The following is an 18,204-nucleotide window of genomic DNA, read 5'->3' on the forward strand; positions in this document are numbered from 1 at the left end:
AAAGCTGAACATTACCTATCGAGGTACGCAAACACCCGTCGATTTTGGACTGCGAAGAGATGCACCACCACCTGAATTATACGCTACCAAGGTTACTTTTCCTCGATCGTCCATTACCCAACCTTGAGCGGGAATAATTTCTGTTTGCCGAACGTCTATGGATGCTCTTTTGCCTTCTACTTGCTGACTTTCACCTACCGCTGGTTCCACCCAAGGCAACGGCGATAGAGGGCTGCTGAGGGCATCATTAGGACTTGGTGGCACTCCTCCTTTCCCAGTGACGGTAAATGCGCTATCGGCCCCTTGCGTGCAGGGATTTGCAGCAATTAACGCAGCCGGATTCACCACATTTTGCGGCAGTTCCACTAAACCTTGAGCAGGATTCACCCCAGAAGAACTAAATGTTACAGTACCTTGCAAATCCGGGCCGCTACTTTGGGAAATAGCCGCAATATCGCTGGTAGGAATTAGAGAAGTAGGACTTACTTGCAACGCTGCAAATTGAGCATCTGTTAATCCCAAAGTCGCTCGCACCTGTTCGCGACTGACTGATGTAAACCCGAAAACATTGGGGACATTAATATTAACCCGACCACCGGCGGCCGATCGCGCATTAGCAGTAATATCGCTGTTTTCTTGCGGGAGGGCGACCAGAATATCGCTTTTAATGTTGATATTGCCACCATCAGAAATACTTGCATCAGTTGTAATTCTGCTCCCTCGGCGCAACTGGATATCTCGTGCTTCGAGGTTAATATTTGCTCCGGGACCGGATGCCGTTCTACCGTCAATGCTGCTTTGGTTGTCAAGAAAAATTGAGTCTGCTTTGACGTTAATGTTACCAGCCCGTCCCGATCCCAAAGCTTGCAGATTGAGTGTTCCTTCATTGCGAAGAATCAATTCCCCGACATTTAGATTCAACGAACCTCCGTTAGCCGTAGCATTAGGATCGATAATCTCAGATGCAATCCCAACGGAAGTCTGAATTTGACTGTTAAATTCACCTTGACCCCCATTCCCAATAACTTCTACACGACCCGCATCGATCGTAATGCTTCCGGCATCTCCTTGGCCTAAAGATGCAGTGCTAATAACTCCCCCACCCCGGACAGTCAGTACAGGTGTAGAAATGTTGATACTCCCTCCCCGATTAGCAGTATTGGCATCAGCGCAGATGAAACTGGGATTCCGACTCCCGTTCGCCAAAACTCCAGAAATACCCTCGACTGTTACTGACTCAGTGGCCCTAACTGTCAAATTACCTCCGGGCCCCCCAGTTGTATTCAACGGTTGGTTGCCCACAACTGCTCCGCTAGATAAACTAATTCCGCCTCCTTCGGAGATAATCAACCGCTTCGTGTCGATATTAATGTCCCCGGCTTGCCCATTCACACCGCTCGCAGTTGACCCAATTAAACTTGCTACGGGACTTCCCGTGGGAGTCCGCAGCACTTCTACTGATTCCGAAGCTTTAATGTTGATATTCCCCGCTCCTCCTTCACCGCGGGTGATGCTGATCGCAGCAGCACCGTCGCTTACGGTTAAACGTTTTCCCTCAAAGGTGATATTTCCTCCCCTACCCGTACTCCCCAAAAGTGGGCCACTGTGGATTGCAGAAGCGACCATATCTAACACCCCGGCACGGATGGTAATATTTCCGGCGTTGCCAGCACCTAACGTGGTGGTAGTCAATGCGCTTCCATTGTCCATCAGCAATCGTCCCGTGTCGATCGTGATGTTTCCAGCGGCTCCCATGCTATTAGTGCCAGTTATCAGCAGAAGTTGTGGGTCAAAAGGGTCGAAAGAGCCAGATACCGTATAGTCACCACCAAACACTCTATAGTTATCTAATCCAATTCCGAGCATTTCTACTGAGTCGGTAGCCCGGATATTGACAGCGCCCGCTGCACCACTTCCTGCTGTCAGCGTGGAGATTTGCGTTCCACCTTGGGTCCGAAACTGTTGAGCGTTAATATCGATACCCCTGCCATCGATATTTCCCAAAGTCAGTGCATAAATTCGCCCATTATTGAGGTTGACATTTCCACCTCGAATATCGACTTTGCCACCACCGATTCCACTGGTATTTATCAGTGAGCCGTTGGTGATTTCAATATTACCAAAGTTGGAAATCTTGTGATAGTTTAAACTTAATCCCCATGGCGTTGTGCCCAATCCAACCATCCCCGGACTAGCGACGCTACCCAGCAAAATTTGTCCGGTTGATGCAGTGACATTTCCCAGATTTAATTCAATATCTCCGCCCACTAGGGCGAGAGTTTGTCCGGACCCAACTGCTAAGCCCATGTTATTGAAAATCGGCGGAATTCCCGGAGGTAATTGTGGTAAATTCAAGGCGGGCGCTGCTGAATAGTTAATGATTTTACCCGGATTTTCTCGGAAGTTTAAACCGATAGGTATATTGACATTTAACAGGGGTAAGGGTTGCGGATTGCTGCTGCTAAATTGCTCGCCATTATCGAAAACTACGCTATCAGCAGAACTTGCTAAAAATGAACCACGCAAATCTAACCTCGCATTGGGGCCAAAAACAAGCCCTTTTGGGTTAATTAAAAACAAGTTACCGTTTCCCAAAACTCCCAGAGTTCCTAAAATATTAGAAGGGTTGCCACCAGTAACGCGGGTAAAAATATTCGCAATCCCGTTAGGATTGGCAAAATAGGCTCCCCGCCCTTCACGGATGTTAAATTCGCGCAAGCTGTGAAAGAGGTTAACGCCGCGAATTGCACCGCCTTCTATTCTATCGGACGGTAAGTTGTTGATAGTTTCGGGAACTGTACGCGAACTTTCTGCACCCAAGCTATTATCGGGGATGATTTGAGCGATCGCGGGGAAAGGAAACAGCAGTAAGAATGCAAAAAATAGGACGGAAGATTGGCAGCACATCTTTGAAGTCTGGTTAATTTGGTATTAGGAAAATAGCGAGGGATTAGCTAAAACCTGAAGAGTACCTATTGAGGTACGCAAACACGCGTCGGTTTCGGACTGCGAATAGATGCACCACCAAGAGAATTATAGGCTACCAGCCTTACTTGTCCTCGATCGTCCATTACCCAACCTTGAGCCGGGATAATTTCTCTCGAATTCTCTGTATTACCTACTGACAATCTCTCTGTCACATCATCCGTTGCCGAGTTTTTGGCTGCACTCGGTTCCACCCAATTAAACTGAGCAGAGTCGCTGCTGAGGGCATCATTAGGGTTGGGTGGTACTCCTCCTTTACCAGTAATAGTAAACTCGTTTCCTGCCCCTTCAGTGCAGGGATTAGCTGCAATTAATGTCGTAGGGTCAACTACATTTTGCGGCAAAGCTACTAATCCTTGAGCGGGATTGACACCAGTAGTGCTAAATGTCACCGCCCCTTGTAAAGCCGGACCAGCCTGTTGAGAAATAGCAGCGATATCGCTAGTGGGGAGTAAAGAAGTTGGATTAATTTGTAATTCAGAAAATTCAGCATCTGTCAATCCTAAACTGCTTCTAGCTTGTTCCCGTGTTACGGCCATAAAACCAAAAATATTCGGTACATTAACTGTAACTTGCCCTCCCCTAGCTGTGCGAGCATTAGCTGTAATGTCGCTATTTTCTCCTGGTAAAGCTAGCAAAATATCGCTATTAATTCTGATATTTCCACCCTCAGAGCTACCTGCATCTGTTGCAATTCTGCTTTCGCCCCGCAACTGGATATCTCGCGCTGTAAGATTAATATTTCCGCCACCGCCTAAGTCAGTAGAAGCATTGATGATGGCTTTATTTTCCAGAGCAATCGAGTCGGCTACAACATTAATATTACCAGCCTGTCCCATTCCTAGCGTCTGAACATTAATCGTTGCACCATCCCGCAGCCTCAATTGGTTAACATTCAAATTCAACGAACCCGCATTCGCCCTAGCATTGGGATTCCTCAACTGGTATAAAAAGCCAACGGAAGCCTGAATGGCACTGCTAAATTCACCAGGATTCCCATTACCGATAAGTTCCACTTTTTGTGCATCAATTGTGACGTTAGCGGCATCTGCTTTACCAAAAGAACCAGCAGAAATAAATCCCCCACTCCGTAGCAATAACACAGGTGTGGAAATGTAGATATCCCCTCCCAAATTCGATGAGTAGGTGTCACTAGCGATAAAACTAATACTCCTACGCCCATTTGCCAAAATTTCAGAAACACCTCCTATTTCTATCGACTCGCTAGCTCTAATGGTTACATTACCTCCTAAACCTCCAGTCGTATTTAATAGTTGAGTGCCAATCGCTGCACCACTCGATGAGTTAATCCCAGCACCACCAGAGATAGTCAATGTCTTGGTATCAATGGTAATGTTTCCCGCATTTCCATTCTGACCGAGAGCGGTTGTACTTATGATAGTTTGTAGGACACTGCCAGCGGGAGTACGCAAGATTTCTAATGATTGATTCGCTTTAATATTGATATTTCCTGCTGCTGCGCCACTGCGAGTAACGCTACTAATAGCAGCACCATCACGCACTATCAACCTTTCGCCTTCAAAGGTGATATTTCCGCCGATGCCTGTACTCCCTACAAGTGTGCCACTGTTAATCACAGAGCCAGATAGATCCAAAATCCCGGCACGGATGATGATATTTCCACCATTGCCACTGGCAAATGTAGAACTACCTACTAGGCTACCGTTGCCGATCAACAGTCTTCCCGTATCAATTGCGATCGCGCCTGCGACTCCCCTGCCAAGAGTACCCGTGCTCAAAACAATTTGCGGATCTAAAGGATTGCCTGTTCCAGATATCAAATAATTCTGTAAAAACTGTTGATAACTCCCAAATCCAATGCCGCTCATTTCTACTGAGTCAGTAGCGCGGATATTAATATCGCCCGCCGCCCCATCTCCTAGCGCTAGGGTTGAAATTTGCGACCCTCTATTTACTCGCAACAGTTGAGCATTGATGTGAATACCTCTACCATTAATATTTCCGAGCGTCAGCGCCAAAATTCGCGAACCGTTAAGGGTGACGTTTCCGCCCCTGATGTTTATTCTGCCACCTTCTAATCCGCTGGTATTTATAAATGCACCATTCATTTCAATATTGCCGAATTTCTGAATATTCCCATAGTTTAAATTCAGACCTAAAGCTGTTGGCTCAAATTGTACTAAACCTGGACTTTTCACACTTCCCAGTAATATTTTTCCGGTATAAGCTGTTAAATTTCCACCTTGCAGTTGAATATCTCCACCAATTAAGGCTAAGGTTTGACCGGGAGCTACTGCTAAACCAAGTTTGTTAGAAACAGGAATTTCTATGGGTAGTGGTGGTAAGGCGGATGTAGGAGCCCTTGTTTGGGAAGAGTTGACAATTGTGCCGGGATTGTCTCTAAATCTTAAACCCACAGGAATATTAATCGCTAACAAGGGCACTGCATTAGAACTAGCTGCACTAAATTCAAACCCATTATCAAAGAGAATTCCGCTACCTGTTGAACCGACAAATGAGCCGCGCAAATCTAACCGAGCGTTGGAGCCAAAGACAATTCCTTTGGGATTAAATAAAAATAAGTTGGCATTTCCTTGGACTCCCAAGACACCTAAAATATTAGAAGGATTGCCACCAGTAACGCGGGTGAATATGTTGGTGATTACGCTGGGATTGGCGAAATAGGCTCCCCGCCCTTCACGGATGTTAAATTCGCGCAAGCTGTGAAATAGGTTAACGCCACGAGTTGCACCGCCAGTGATTCTATCTGAGGGTAAGTTGTTGATAGTATCGGGAACTGTGCGCGAACTTTCTGCACCCAAGCTGCTGTCTGGGATGATTTGAGCGATCGCGGGGAAAGGAAACAGCAGTAAAAATGCAAAAAATAGGGCGGAAGATTGGCGGGGCATCTTTTAAGTCTGGTTAATTTAGTATGAGGAAAATAGCGACGGGCTAGCTAAAACCTAAAGAGTATCTATCGAGGTACGCAAACACCCGTCGATTTCGTATTGCGAATAGATGCACCACCATGTGAATTATAGGCTACCAGCCTTACTTGTCCTCGATCGTCCATTACCCAACCTTGAGCGGGAATAATTTCTCTTGGTCGAACTTCTATGGATGGTAGGGGGCCTTCTACTTGCTGACTCCCACCTACCGCTGGTTCCACCCAATTAAACTGGCTAGAATTGCTGCTGAGAACCTCGTGAGGACTCGGTGGCAATCCCCCCCGCCCCGTCACAGTAAACTCGTTCTCGGCCCCTTGGATGCAGGGATTTGCAGCAATTAAGGCAGCCGGATTCACCACATTTTGGGGCAGTTCCACTAAACCTTGAACGGGATTCACTCCAACAGAACTAAATGTTACCGCCCCTTGCAAAGCCGGGCCACCACTTTGGGAAATCGCGGCGATGTCGCTGCTGGCAAGCAGAGAAGTAGGGCTTACTTGCAACGCTGCAAATTCAGCGTCACTGAGTCCCAACCTGTTTCTGACTTGTTCGCGACTCGCTGCTGTAAAACCAAAAACATTGGGGACATTGATATTTACGCGGCCGCCGCCTGCTGTGCGGGCGTTGGCTGTAATGTCGCTGTTTTCTTGCGGGAGGGCGACAAGAATGTCGCTGTTGATGTTGATATTGCCGCCGTCAGAAGTGCCTGCATCCGTGGTAATTCGGCTGTTGCGGCGCAATTGGATGTCTCGTGCTTGCAGGTTAATATTTGCTCCTGTACCGGATACAGTCGTGCCGTCAATCATCGCTTTGTTATCAAGAGCGATCGAATTTGCGACAACATTAATATTACCGGCGCGTCCGGTTCCAGTAGCCTGCACTGTCACTGTAGCTCCATCTCTGACAATTAGTCGATCGGCATTCAGATTCAACGAACCGGCATTTGCAGTAGCATTAGGATTAGTACCAAATATCTTGCCCACCGAAGCATCAATTGTACTGATAAACAGACCATTATTTCCGCTGCCACTGACGTCAATGCGATCGGCATTAACAGTAATATTCCCCCCATCTCCCACCCCCAAAGAGCTCGTAGAAACTACCGCCCCGTCCCGCACGGTTAGGCTTGGCGTATCAATGCGAATCTCCCCGCCCGGACTAGAGCTCAAAGTTCCAGAACTCAGCGCACTAGCACTCTGAATTCCGCTGGTCAAAAGTTGAGAAATACCTGAAATTTCTACTGATTCAGTAGCCGTAACTGTTAAATTTCCAGCAGGCCCCCCATCCTGAGAAAACAAAAACCTGCCAATTAACACACCCGTTCCTACTGTAAACGCAGAACCTCCAGAGAGAGTCAACCGCTTGGTATCGACGTTAATATTCCCCGCCCTTCCGTTAGAGCCGATACTCAGAGTGCTGATTCCGGTTGACACAACTGTTGTCGGGCCGGTGTTAGACAATTCTACTGATTCAGCAGCTTTAATGTTGATATTCCCCGACGGGCCGCTGCTGTAGCTTGTGCTACCCAGAATAGAACCGTCGCGCATAATTAATTTCGCCACATCAACACTAATACTTCCTCCCGCACCGCTACTTTCTTTAGCTGTCCCGTTGTTAATTCCAGAACCCACCATCTCAAAAGTATTGGCGCGAATAATTAAATTGCCGCCATTTCCACCGCCAAAAGCGATGCCGCTACCTACTACCCCATTGTTGAAGAGCAGGCGGCCGGTGTCGATCGTAATATTCCCCCCCGAACCAGTACCAGCACTAGCATTAAACAGCATCATTAGCGGGTCAAATGGGTCTGTAGTTCCCGATACCAAATATTTAATTGCAACCTGTTGATAGCCTTCAACTCCGAGCCCGCTCATTTCTACTGAATCAGCAGCGCGGAAGTTGATATTACCTCCTGCACCATCTCCTAGAGTCAAAGTAGAAAATTGCGTGCCATTTTCCACTCGCAACTTTTGAGCGCTGATATCGATACCTCTACCATCAATATTTCCCAGTGTCAGCGCATAAATTCGCGCACCGCTGAGGGCGACATTTCCACCTTTTAACTCTACTCTGCCACCACCAATTCCGCTGGTGTTGATAAGCGTTCCATCGGATATTTGAATATTGCCGAAATTTTGAATATTGTCATAATTTAAAGCTAAATTCCCCTGCTGAGCAACAGGAGGAGCCAGTGCAAAATTAACTAAACCGGGACTGGCGACGCTACCGAGTAAAATTTGTCCGCCGCTGGCGGTTAAATTGCCGCCTTGGAGTTGGATGTTGCCGCCAATCAGTGCTAAAGTTTGACCGGGTTCTACTGCTAAACCAACTCGATCGCTAATCGGGATTGGCACAGCAGAGGCTGGGAGATTTACCTTCCCTACAGCCGTCGATTGATTGACAATTGCACCCGGATTGTCTCTAAATCTTAAACCAACGGGAATATTAACTGTTAACAGCGGGGATGTTTGCGGGTTGGTGCTGCTGAATTCAAAGCCGTTATTAAACGCAATACTGTCAGCAGTTGAACCGATAAACGAACCGCGCAAATCTAACCGCGCATTCGGGCCGAATATAATTCCTTTCGGATTAATTAAAAATAAGTTACCGTTACCTAAAACTCCCAAAGTTCCTAAAATATTTGAGGAGTTTGGGCCAGTAACGCGGGTGAATATGTTGGTAATTCCACGGGGATTATCAAAATAAGCTCCCCGTCCTTCACGGATGTTAAATTCGCGCAAGCTGTGAAAGAGGTTAACGCCGCGAGTTGCGCCGCCAGTGATTCTATCTGAGGGTAAGTTGTTGATAGTATCGGGAACTGTCCGCGAACTTTCCGGACCCAGGGAATTATCGGGAATGATTTGGGCGAAGGTTTTCGAGGGAAATAGTAATAAGAAAACAAAAAGTAGACCGGAAGAGAGGCGAGACATAGCTTAAATTCTGTTATATAAATAATATCGTTTCCGGTTCCATCAGAATTATATATTTGGATTATATCAGTGCGATCGCCCCAGTGTTCGATCGACTCTCTTTCACCCCTAAAGTGGACTTTTCCCAAATATAATAAAGATAGCTTTTTTCAGTGCGACGGCTGAGGAAATCTGTTTCTGTTTAAATATGTGTGTAGAATATGCGTCCGATCATTCATACTAGATGGTAGACACCTTCAATCTTAGGAGCCGTCTATGTTACTACAAGAAGTCAAGGAGCTGGTCTTCAAACTGCCACCGAGCGATCGCCTTGCGTTAGTGGGCGCCATCATTGAGTCCTTACAAGATCAGCCAGTTGCCAGGGCCGATCGTTCTGGTGCGATTCAGCGGATGCGAGGCTTGCTAAAGACAGACCAACCCGCACCGACAGATGAGGACGTGGCTGCAATGTTGGAAGCGCGGCGGGTGGAGAAGTATCTTTAGTGAGAGTTTTAATTGATACCAACATTGTCCTAGATTTTCTGTTGCAGCGAGAGCCATTTTTTCAAGATGCGGAGTTGTTGTTTCAAGCGATCGATGCTGGGCAACTAATCGGTTATGTTACAGCGACAACGCTCACGGATATTTTCTACATTTCTCGCAAACATACTCGCAGCGTTGAGCAAGCACGGCAAGCGGTTTTAGAAACGCTGATTGCTATGGTCATTTGTCCTATTGATCGAGCCGTTTTGGAATCAGCTTTCAACTCTGGTTTGGTTGATTTTGAAGATGCTGTTCAAATTTTTGGTGCAGTTGCTCAAGGATTAAATGCTATTCTGACCCGTGATAATAAAGGTTTCTTGAGTTCGCCTATACCTGTTTTATCCATTCAAGAGTTGTTGCAGCAGTTAGGGACGTAGAATAAGGGTTAAATCGTATTAAAAACAAGATTGACAACCTTGCCACATCCGCAGCCCTAGGCTAAGATTTGGCAAAGGTTGAGAACACAATTACGATAATTCCAACTATGAACTACTGAAACCACATCACGATCGAACCCAATAAACGCGGTGGTAAGCCTTGTGTACGCGGCTTACGAATTACGGTTTATGAACTGCTTGAGTACCGGGCTTCCGAGATGACCGAAGCAGAAATTATCGATGATTTTCCCGATCTGACGCGAGAAGATTTAAAAGCCTGCATAGCTTATGCTGCTGACCGTGAGCGTCGGTTTATGACTGCGACCTGATCCGCATGAAATTACTTTAGGATAGGAAGGATTAATTAGGGAATACTCAAATGGCAATTAACACTTTAGAGGAACGGCTTGCAGTAGTGGAAGCAGCGATCACTTAGTTGCAGAAGCAAATTGTGGCTTCTCAACCGACGAATTGGTTGCAACAAATTATAAGGTCTTTCAAAGATGAACCTGCCTTTGAGGAGCTACTTGCCTATGGACGAGCGATTCGCCAAGGGGATGAGTCTCTCCTCGAAGCTCAAGATGAGCTATGAAATATCTACTGGATACAGATCATCTGAGTATTCTTCAACGTCAAGCAGGAATAGATTTTAGCACCCTTTCGACGCGCATGGCTCAGTACCCGCTATCAGATTTTGCAGTATCGATGGTATCAGTTCTATAAATTTTGCTATGACAACCACAGAAAAATTTATCGTGCTTGCTCTAGGTGTTAGTGCAATCAGCTTATTTGCTGGGATTCTCTATCAAGCAGTCAGTCAAGTAATTGATCGACGTAAGTATCCTCCGCAGGGTGAACTGTTTGATATGGGGGGATTTCGTTTACATCTCAACTGTGTGGGACAAGGGACACCAACAGTCATCATGGATGCTGGCGGTGGTGCTTCCTCAATTACGTGGGGCTTGGTTCCATCTGAAATTGCTAAGTTTACTCGTGTCTGTACCTACGATCGAGCAGGGTTGGGTTGGAGCGATCCCAATCCCAGGATACCTCGCACAAGTCAGCAGAGTGTTGATGAATTACACGCCCTGTTGGCCAAAGCTGAGATCGAACCTCCCTACATTTTAGTTGGACACTCGTTGGGTGGAGGCAATATGCGACTGTATGCCAGTCAATATCCAGAAGAAGTGGTCGGACTGGTGCTGGTTGATTCTGTCCATGAAGATCAAATAACACCCGCAATATGGAAGCGTATGAAAATGGCAATTTTGCTTTATCAGCTTCTGGCAATTGCCAGTCGGGTTGGAGTGTTACGATTAATCGGAGATATGAATCTGTTGCCAATGTTTAAGAATATCAAACAAGAAATTCAAAAATATCCGTTGGCAGTGCAAGCTCTATTTGATACCTACAAATCTTCCTGTTACCGCCCCTGTTATTGGGCAACTATATCAAGTGAGCTTGCCAACATGAAAAGCAGCTTTAAGCAACTGCAAGCGAGTACACTACTGGGGAACCTGCCTTTGATTGTATTAAGTCAAGGCTCTAAAAATCCAGAGATGAGTGATGAAAGATTCCAGCAATGGGCATTACTTCAGCTAGACTTGACCCAACTATCCTCAAATAGCCAACATATCATTGCAGAAAATAGTGGGCATCTTGTACCGCTAGATCGGCCTGAATTGGTGGTTAGTGCGGTTCATCAACTGATTGAGAGGACTTAAAGTAGTGTTGGGCGAAGAGAAGTGTTGGAGTTCGATCGCGCTCAACCCAACCTACAGTTTAAAACGGAAAATAATTGATTCTAAAGTAGATGCCTTTTTCCTGCAAAGTTCGATCGCCCGATCGAGCATTGATCAAAGGAATGCCGTAGTCTAGACGCACATTCAACCGATCGCCCATCTGCCAAACCAGCCCCAAACCCGCACCCAGCAGTTTATCCGAGTCAGGATTCGGCTTTTCCTCCGACTGGTTCCACCCTACCCCAAAATCGATAAACGGAGCGACTTGCAACAATCCTTGGACTTCCGGGACACGCCAAACCGGGATTCGCACTTCTGCAGACGCGATCGCACCGCTATCAGTTAACAGCAAATCTTGGCGGTATCCGCGCACGCTTTGAACGCCGCCGATCCCAATTTGTTCGAGGGAAAGCAGGGGGCGATCGGCTAATTGAATATCGGAACGCACTATCAGCAAGGTTTCTGGCGCTAGCAGCCGCACGTATTGGGCTTGTCCGCGCCACGCCAAAAAGCGGCTGTCGGGCCCGCTATCGTTCGCAGTAGCGCCGAACAGATTAGTACCGAGGGAAAACTGCGATCGCGCCGCGAACACTTGGTTGGAACTCCGCTGCACGTATTCTTGAAAAAAGCGCACAGCCGAAACCCGGGTTTCGCCGCGATCGTTTGCTCCCGCCGAAAGCGCAAATCGTTCCCCCAAAAGGAATGTATCGCTTTCTTGCCGCGAAAAACTCAGTCCCAAAGCCAAAGTGCGATCGGGCTTTTCGACAATCGGCTGGCGGTAAGTTAACTCGTAAGTCCGCGATTTCCCCTCGATTTCAGCAGCATCAAACGGTTCCTCGATGATGTTGGTGCTAGCAGCACTCGCAGCGAACCCAATCGTGCCGTTGCGCGCGTTGACGGGGACTGTGTAGCTACCGTTGAATTCATTGCTGCCGTCGGTGTTAGCATAAGATACCTCTAATCCGTCGCCCAAACCGAGCAAATTTGCTTGATTGATGCGAACACCGCGCCGAAAACTGCCGACGCTGGGCGATCGGTTGTTGTCTGCGAACACTTCACCGTTAAAGCTGTCTGCTTCTTTTACCCGCACTTCTAAACGGCTGTTTTCCGGGCGGCTTCCGGCTTGCAATTCGGCGGAAATATTGCCAATTAAGGGGTCGAGTTGCAGCAATTGCAAGGCTTCTAGCAGACGATCGCGATTCAGGGGCCGTCTGGTAGCGCGCTCAAGGCGCGATCGCACGTAATTGGAATTTAAGCGCCTGTTTCCAGTAATCACAATTTCATCTAATCCGCCTTCTACAATCCGAATTTTCACCACACCTCCGTCTCTCGGAAAGGTTTGGTTGGCGAGAATTACAGCGCCGGAATTGATGTATCCTGCGGCTACATATTTTTGAGTGACGGCTGCTTCCGCTGCGATCAGTTCGGCAAAGGTGATTTCGCGGCCGGCAAACTGTTGCGTAACTTCTGCGAGTTCGCGATCGCTAAAAGCTGTGTTGCCCTCAAATTCAAAGCCAGCGACCTTAATTGTACCCGGAATCCCCGGTCTAATTTCGCTTTCAACGGGTGTTGGCTGGGTGGGTTGGAGGGGAGACGGCGCAAGCGGTTGCGGCGGCTCAGGAGCTGGTAATTCGGGTTCTCGCGGCAAAATTGGGTTGGGCAGTTGACTGAGTTGCGAGGCTCGATCGATACTCAAATCAATTTTTTGTCGGTCAATATTTTCTTCTAGTTTTTGATCTGAGTTAAAAAGCTGGGTTTCTTGAGTTTTTGTGCTGAAAGTGCGATCGGTCTGAGATGTTGCACCATTGTCAATAAGCCTTTTACGGGCGGGCAGGATGCCCACCCCACAAGAAAAGTCACTCGTTGTGGAACAGGCATCTTGCCTGTTCTTGAGAATGCTGTAAGATGTCACATCGACTGAATTTGCCGCAGACGGCGGTAAGTCGGGAGTTTCCGTCGCCACTGAGTGTTCTGACTCTGTGGGTAACTGGGTTTCCTCGTCTTTTACCGGCAAGTCTTGGCGTTTGTCAAAAGTGGTTTCGTTAGGGGCTAAAGCTCGATCGCCTCCGCTGCCGACTGCTGCCAAATCCTCAACATTTGATGTCAAAATTTCAACGGTGCTAGCGGATGTTTTCGCTGGTTTTCCCAGCCAAACTAACCCAAAAAGGCCAGCGAATAAAAATAGTTTTTGCGAGCGACAAGCCATAGGATATAATTATTATCTCGCTTAAGTGGGGGAAAATATTTTCAGGAAGTGAGCACCCTCAAGTAAAAATCAATCTTAACAGCAAAAAAGGAAACAGCCGTCGCAGCCAACAGTTTCGGCGACGCTACAAACCAAAAGGTCGATCGACGGCTGTTCATTTCCCAAGACTTACGCACCAACCGGGTTCTTATCCGAAAAAATATCGTGTAATTCGATCGCAAACGGTAAAAAAAACCAATTTTTTTTGTTGCAAAACCTACGCTTTCATGCTAATGCAGCGACCAGAAAATTCCTGCACGCCAGGGTAAACCAGAAACCGCGTTGTGTCCGAAAAGACGCGCTACAACTGAGATATGGCAGCCTTCTCAATAATCTTTTTATGAACAGGCAAGATGCCTGTTCCAGAAGAGATGAATTTTCTTGTGAAACAGGCATCTTGCCTGTTCTTAATAATAGTGCAAGATGTGAGTTACAACCCGCAAAGCCACTAAACAACCCGGTTTCTTTAATTTGGGTGCATCATATCGTTTCCGGTTGCATCGAAATAATAAAATCGAGTCAACAGTTAACACTCAACCATTCAGTTTTTCGACCCGCCCGTCAACAGTCAACAGTCAACAGTCAACAGTCAACAATTCCGGAGGAGTGCAACCGGAATTGATATCATACCAAATCCGACTTTAATACCCCCTTTATTATTGAGTCCGCGTCTACCCACCTCCTGTGCGTAGACGCCGTTTAAACCGCCAAGCCTGATAAAGGGGATTTGTAACTTTGAATTATGCAGAGCGGCCCGCACTAGCGGCAGCACCCATTTGAGCCCCGTCAGTCAATCCCACCAACTTAGCGCTCAACTCCCACATCCGCTCGCCTTTTTCATCATCGCGGGCCTGGGGAGAAACCTTTTGCACAAAAGACTTGCCATCTTTTTTCTGGCGGTTCCCCCAACTCCAATAAGCCCCAGATTGCTTGTATTCAGGATCGGCAACCACCATCGCCAGCCTTTCCCCCGCCAACTCCTGGGACACATAACCGCCGGTGATATTCTTCTGAAACAGCGGGAACAGCTTCTGAAACAAAGGATAGTGGTTGCGGAACAGCGGCGTATCCGCAACGCATCCCGGATACAGCGAAGTGAAAGTAATCCCCGTGGATTCATGAAAACGGCGGTGCAATTCCCGCATCGTCAGCACATTGCAAACTTTGCTATCTTTGTAAGCCTTGACCGGTTCAAACTTCTTGCCGTCAGCCATCGAAATCGGGTCTTTGAAACCCGCTTCAAAACCTTCAAAATTGCCCAAATCCGGGCGCGGCGGAATCTTCCCGCCCAACTCGTCTGGATTGTGAGTCACGGTTCCCAAAATCACGATTCTCGCATCGGAATAATAGGAAGGCTTCATATTTTCCATCATCAGGTTGCACAGCAGGAAATGACCCAGGTGATTGGTAGTCATCGTCAACTCGTAACCCTCCGGGCTCCGCAGCGGTTCCTTAATCAAAGGCATATAAATGGCGGCGTTGCACACCAAAGCGTCCAGAGGCCTGCCGCTGGCCTTAAATGCGCGAGCAAACCGGCGCACGCTCTCCAAATCGCCCAAGTCAATCTCCATGATGGAGAAACTGCCTTCAGGTATGCCCAACTCTCGGGCGGCGTCTCCGGCTTTCCGCACGTCCCGACAGGCCATGACTACGTGCCATCCTTTGTCTGCCAGAGCTTTCGCGCCGTACAAACCGACGCCGGAGGAAGCGCCGGTAATGATAACCGTTGATTTGTGATTTTGTGCCATCTTGTTAAAAGCGCTTCCGCTATTGATTTTTTTCAGGCACTCAAACGCTGAGCTAGCAGCTTGGATGTTTGGAAGTACCCTATGGTTATTAGGATATGGGGAAACGTTCTCGATCTCAACTGGGAGCCTCTCACTTTTGCAGCCAAGCCCAAAATTGGAGGCCGGAGACAGGAGGCAGGAGGCAGGAGGCAGAAGCCAGGAGGCAGGAGGCAGAAGAAGTGTTTTTACAAATAGGAGATGCTCGCTCTCAACGGGCGATGAAAATTAAATATAGCTCCAACTCCGACTCCTATTTTGAGAAATTAACCGTAAATCTTTTAGGGGCGGGTTCACCATTATCTAGGATGCACATACTCGGTATTTATTGATAAACCCGCCCCAACCAACTCAATTAAGAAATAGCGGCCGATTCCTGATATCTAGGGAAATCGATATAACCTTCAGGTCCAAAAGAATACCAGACGCCGACTTCAGCAGGCGGATTGAGCGGCCAACCATTAGTAAAACGCTCTACCAAATCGGGATTGCTGATAAAATCCCGACCAAAAGCTATTAAATCAGCAACTTTGCTGCTCAGGGCCGTTTCAGCCTGTTCTTGAGTATATCCGCAGTTGCCGACGAGCGGCCCTGCAAACACATCGCGAAACTCTGCTATCATCATCGGCGTTCCCAATTCATGAAAGCCAAAAGCCAAACCGTCCACCAAGTGAAGGTAAGCTAAATCATAGGCATTTAACTGCCCTGCAAAATACAGAAAATCTTCGCGATAACTGGGAGAACCCATATCATTGTAAACACCGTTGGGAGAAAGTCTAACTCCCACTCTGTTTGCCGGAAATACTGTGATAATCGCCTCGACAATTTCCTTAAGAAAACGGTAGCGATTTTCAACTGTGCCGCCATAGGAATCAATGCGGTGATTGGTTTTTGTTTGCAGGAACGTGTCAATGAGATAGCCGTTGGCAGCGTGAATTTCTACACCGTCAAAACCTGCCATTTTTGCTCGTTCGGCTGCCTTGCGATAATCTTCTACAACCAGGGAGATTTCATCGGTTTCTAGAGCGCGGGGGGTTTCGTAGGGTTGTTTGCCCACAGGGGTATGAATGCCTTCTCCGTTTATTTTGATGGCAGAGGCTGCAACTGGCAATTGATTGTTTTCATGAAAACTGCTGTGGGAAGCTCGTCCGGTGTGCCAAAGCTGCATGAAAATCGGTGTTTCGCGGGCATGAACCGCAGTCACAATTTGTTTCCAAGCTTCGCCTTGCTCGTCTGAATAAATACCGGGCGTATTGAGCCAACCATTACCTTGAGTAGAAACCACTGTGGCTTCTGTAATGATTAAACCAGCGGAGGCTCGCTGAGTGTAATACTCTGCCATCAAGGCGTTGGGCATCCGCGTTTCACCGGCTCTGGCTCTCGTTAGGGGTGCCATGACTACCCGATTTTTTAAGGGTAAATCTCCGATTTTGAAGGGACTCAGTAGGAGTGGAGAAGTTGTTTGATTGGTCATAATTTTGGTATTGTTTCAACTGAATAATCTGGGAAATCACATATAGCAACCGCCCGTGTTAGGATGCAAGGCGCAAGACATCCAAGAATCGCCAAAACGCAAGCAATCAAACTGATCAAGGTGTTTACGAATTTGACTTTTTAGCCAAGACTCTTCTTTGTTCAATTTTGTTAAACTCTGGAGAGTATGGGGGTAAATATAATAGTCTACACCCTGCTGTTTGAATCAATTCCTGAATCCGACCACTTTTATCAAATGTGAGATTATCTATGACCACCACCTGTGCTGTGACCAGTGTTGGAAGTAAACTTGTTTCCGGCTCAGAAGGAGTCAGGAGTCAGGAGTCAGGAGAAGAATACCCTCTTTCCTCCTGTCTCCTCTTCTGGTGAATACTTCCGAAAGTTTCAATCCCTGATAGGGTTTTAGGTTGATGGCGGCCATGTTGTTGAAAGCTGGGGTTGTTGCAAACGTTGGGTTTCAATCCCTGATAGGGTTTTAGGTTGTTTCCGGCGCGGTAACTGTGATTGTTCGTTGATACCGGCGATGTTTCAATCCCTGATAGGGTTTTAGGTTGTTTCCGGCTTCAGTTGTTCTGGCCGTCGCCGTTGTGGTGTGTGTTCGGTTTCAATCCCTGATAGGGTTTTAGGTTGTTTCCGGCCCGGTCGCGCATTTGCCGCATTAGGTACAACTGGTTTCAATCCCTGATAGGGTTTTAGGTTGTTTCCGGCTTATCAGTTTCCAAGAGTTGAGAGGCAATATAATAGTTTCAATCCCTGATAGGGTTTTAGGTTGTTTCCGGCGGAATGATATTTGAACCGCGCGTGTCAATCAAAGTTTCAATCCCTGATAGGGTTTTAGGTTGTTTCCGGCTTTTCCTGTCTTGGTTTGCCAGTACGATGCCGCCGTTTCAATCCCTGATAGGGTTTTAGGTTGTTTCCGGCCTGTTGCCATTTTTTAATCCTTTCTAAATTTGGTTTCAATCCCTGATAGGGTTTTAGGTTGTTTCCGGCAGTATTTCCGCACAAGCCACATCATGTTCGATACCAAGTTTCAATCCCTGATAGGGTTTTAGGTTGTTTCCGGCCCACTGGTGAGGCCACATCCTCCAGCCATACAAGTTTCAATCCCTGATAGGGTTTTATAGTCATTTCAAATAAGTATGAGACACTCTTTCTGCACAATAAGCACGAATAACTTCATCAAGAGATGTGCCAG

Annotated in this window: 11 protein-coding genes, 1 pseudogene and 1 CRISPR repeat array; of the genes and pseudogenes, 5 read left to right on the forward strand and 7 right to left on the reverse strand. The window is 47.2% G+C overall.

From position 1 onward, the window contains the following. Positions 1 to 15: 15 nt before the first annotated feature. The 3 genes from QUA57_RS12080 to QUA57_RS12090 all read right to left on the reverse strand — a co-directional run bounded on the left by QUA57_RS12080 (position 16) and on the right by QUA57_RS12090 (position 8,845). Entirely contained in the window at positions 16 to 2,907 is a 2,892-nt protein-coding gene (locus tag QUA57_RS12080; protein ID WP_333061138.1) for a two-partner secretion domain-containing protein, read from the reverse strand. Between the two features lie 65 nt (positions 2,908 to 2,972). Continuing rightward, entirely contained in the window at positions 2,973 to 5,876 is a 2,904-nt protein-coding gene (locus tag QUA57_RS12085; RefSeq protein WP_333061139.1) for an S-layer family protein, read from the reverse strand. A gap of 65 nt (positions 5,877 to 5,941) precedes the next feature. Then, a complete protein-coding gene (locus QUA57_RS12090; RefSeq protein ID WP_333061141.1) occupies positions 5,942 to 8,845 on the reverse strand; it encodes a two-partner secretion domain-containing protein in 2,904 nt (967 codons plus the stop codon). Between the two features lie 255 nt (positions 8,846 to 9,100). Here QUA57_RS12090 and QUA57_RS12095 point away from each other — a divergent pair, with 255 nt between their 5' ends. The 5 genes from QUA57_RS12095 to QUA57_RS12115 all read left to right on the forward strand — a co-directional run bounded on the left by QUA57_RS12095 (position 9,101) and on the right by QUA57_RS12115 (position 11,468). After that, positions 9,101 to 9,328 (forward strand): hypothetical protein, encoded by a 228-nt coding sequence (locus tag QUA57_RS12095; protein WP_006633944.1) that lies wholly within the window; start codon positions 9,101 to 9,103, stop codon positions 9,326 to 9,328. Next, complete coding sequence (locus tag QUA57_RS12100) at positions 9,328 to 9,744, forward strand: PIN domain-containing protein (protein WP_333061144.1); 417 nt, start codon at positions 9,328 to 9,330, stop codon at positions 9,742 to 9,744. Before QUA57_RS12095 ends, QUA57_RS12100 begins: the two co-directional genes overlap by 1 nt. Positions 9,745 to 9,869: 125 nt before the next feature. After that, entirely contained in the window at positions 9,870 to 10,073 is a 204-nt protein-coding gene (locus QUA57_RS12105) for a DUF433 domain-containing protein (RefSeq protein WP_333061157.1), read from the forward strand. Positions 10,074 to 10,195: 122 nt separating this feature from the next. After that, complete coding sequence (locus QUA57_RS12110; RefSeq protein WP_333061145.1) at positions 10,196 to 10,336, forward strand: hypothetical protein; 141 nt, start codon at positions 10,196 to 10,198, stop codon at positions 10,334 to 10,336. A 139-nt stretch (positions 10,337 to 10,475) separates the two neighbouring features. After that, positions 10,476 to 11,468: an alpha/beta hydrolase gene (locus tag QUA57_RS12115; RefSeq protein WP_333061146.1), complete on the forward strand. Its 993-nt coding sequence runs from the start codon at positions 10,476 to 10,478 to the stop codon at positions 11,466 to 11,468. A gap of 58 nt (positions 11,469 to 11,526) precedes the next feature. On the opposite strand, the gene QUA57_RS12120 is transcribed toward QUA57_RS12115, so the two are convergent. The 4 genes and pseudogenes from QUA57_RS12120 to QUA57_RS12135 all read right to left on the reverse strand — a co-directional run. Next, entirely contained in the window at positions 11,527 to 13,692 is a 2,166-nt protein-coding gene (locus QUA57_RS12120) for a ShlB/FhaC/HecB family hemolysin secretion/activation protein (RefSeq protein WP_333061149.1), read from the reverse strand. Positions 13,693 to 14,471: 779 nt separating this feature from the next. Then, positions 14,472 to 15,479, reverse strand: a complete 1,008-nt coding sequence (locus QUA57_RS12125) for a protochlorophyllide reductase (protein ID WP_333061150.1) — start codon at positions 15,477 to 15,479, stop codon at positions 14,472 to 14,474. A gap of 391 nt (positions 15,480 to 15,870) precedes the next feature. Next, positions 15,871 to 16,989: an alkene reductase gene (locus QUA57_RS12130; protein ID WP_333061151.1), complete on the reverse strand. Its 1,119-nt coding sequence runs from the start codon at positions 16,987 to 16,989 to the stop codon at positions 15,871 to 15,873. 36 nt (positions 16,990 to 17,025) lie between these two features. Further along, a pseudogene (locus QUA57_RS12135) lies at positions 17,026 to 17,305 on the reverse strand (transposase); the annotation flags it as partial. Positions 17,306 to 17,390: 85 nt separating this feature from the next. Further along, a CRISPR array of direct repeats spans positions 17,391 to 18,073; the repeat unit is 37 nt; unit sequence GTTTCAATCCCTGATAGGGTTTTAGGTTGTTTCCGGC. Positions 18,074 to 18,204: the final 131 nt, after the last annotated feature.

It is taken from the genome of Microcoleus sp. Pol7_B2 (assembly GCF_036701035.1).
In the GTDB taxonomy this organism is placed as follows: Bacteria; Cyanobacteriota; Cyanobacteriia; order Cyanobacteriales; family Microcoleaceae; genus Microcoleus.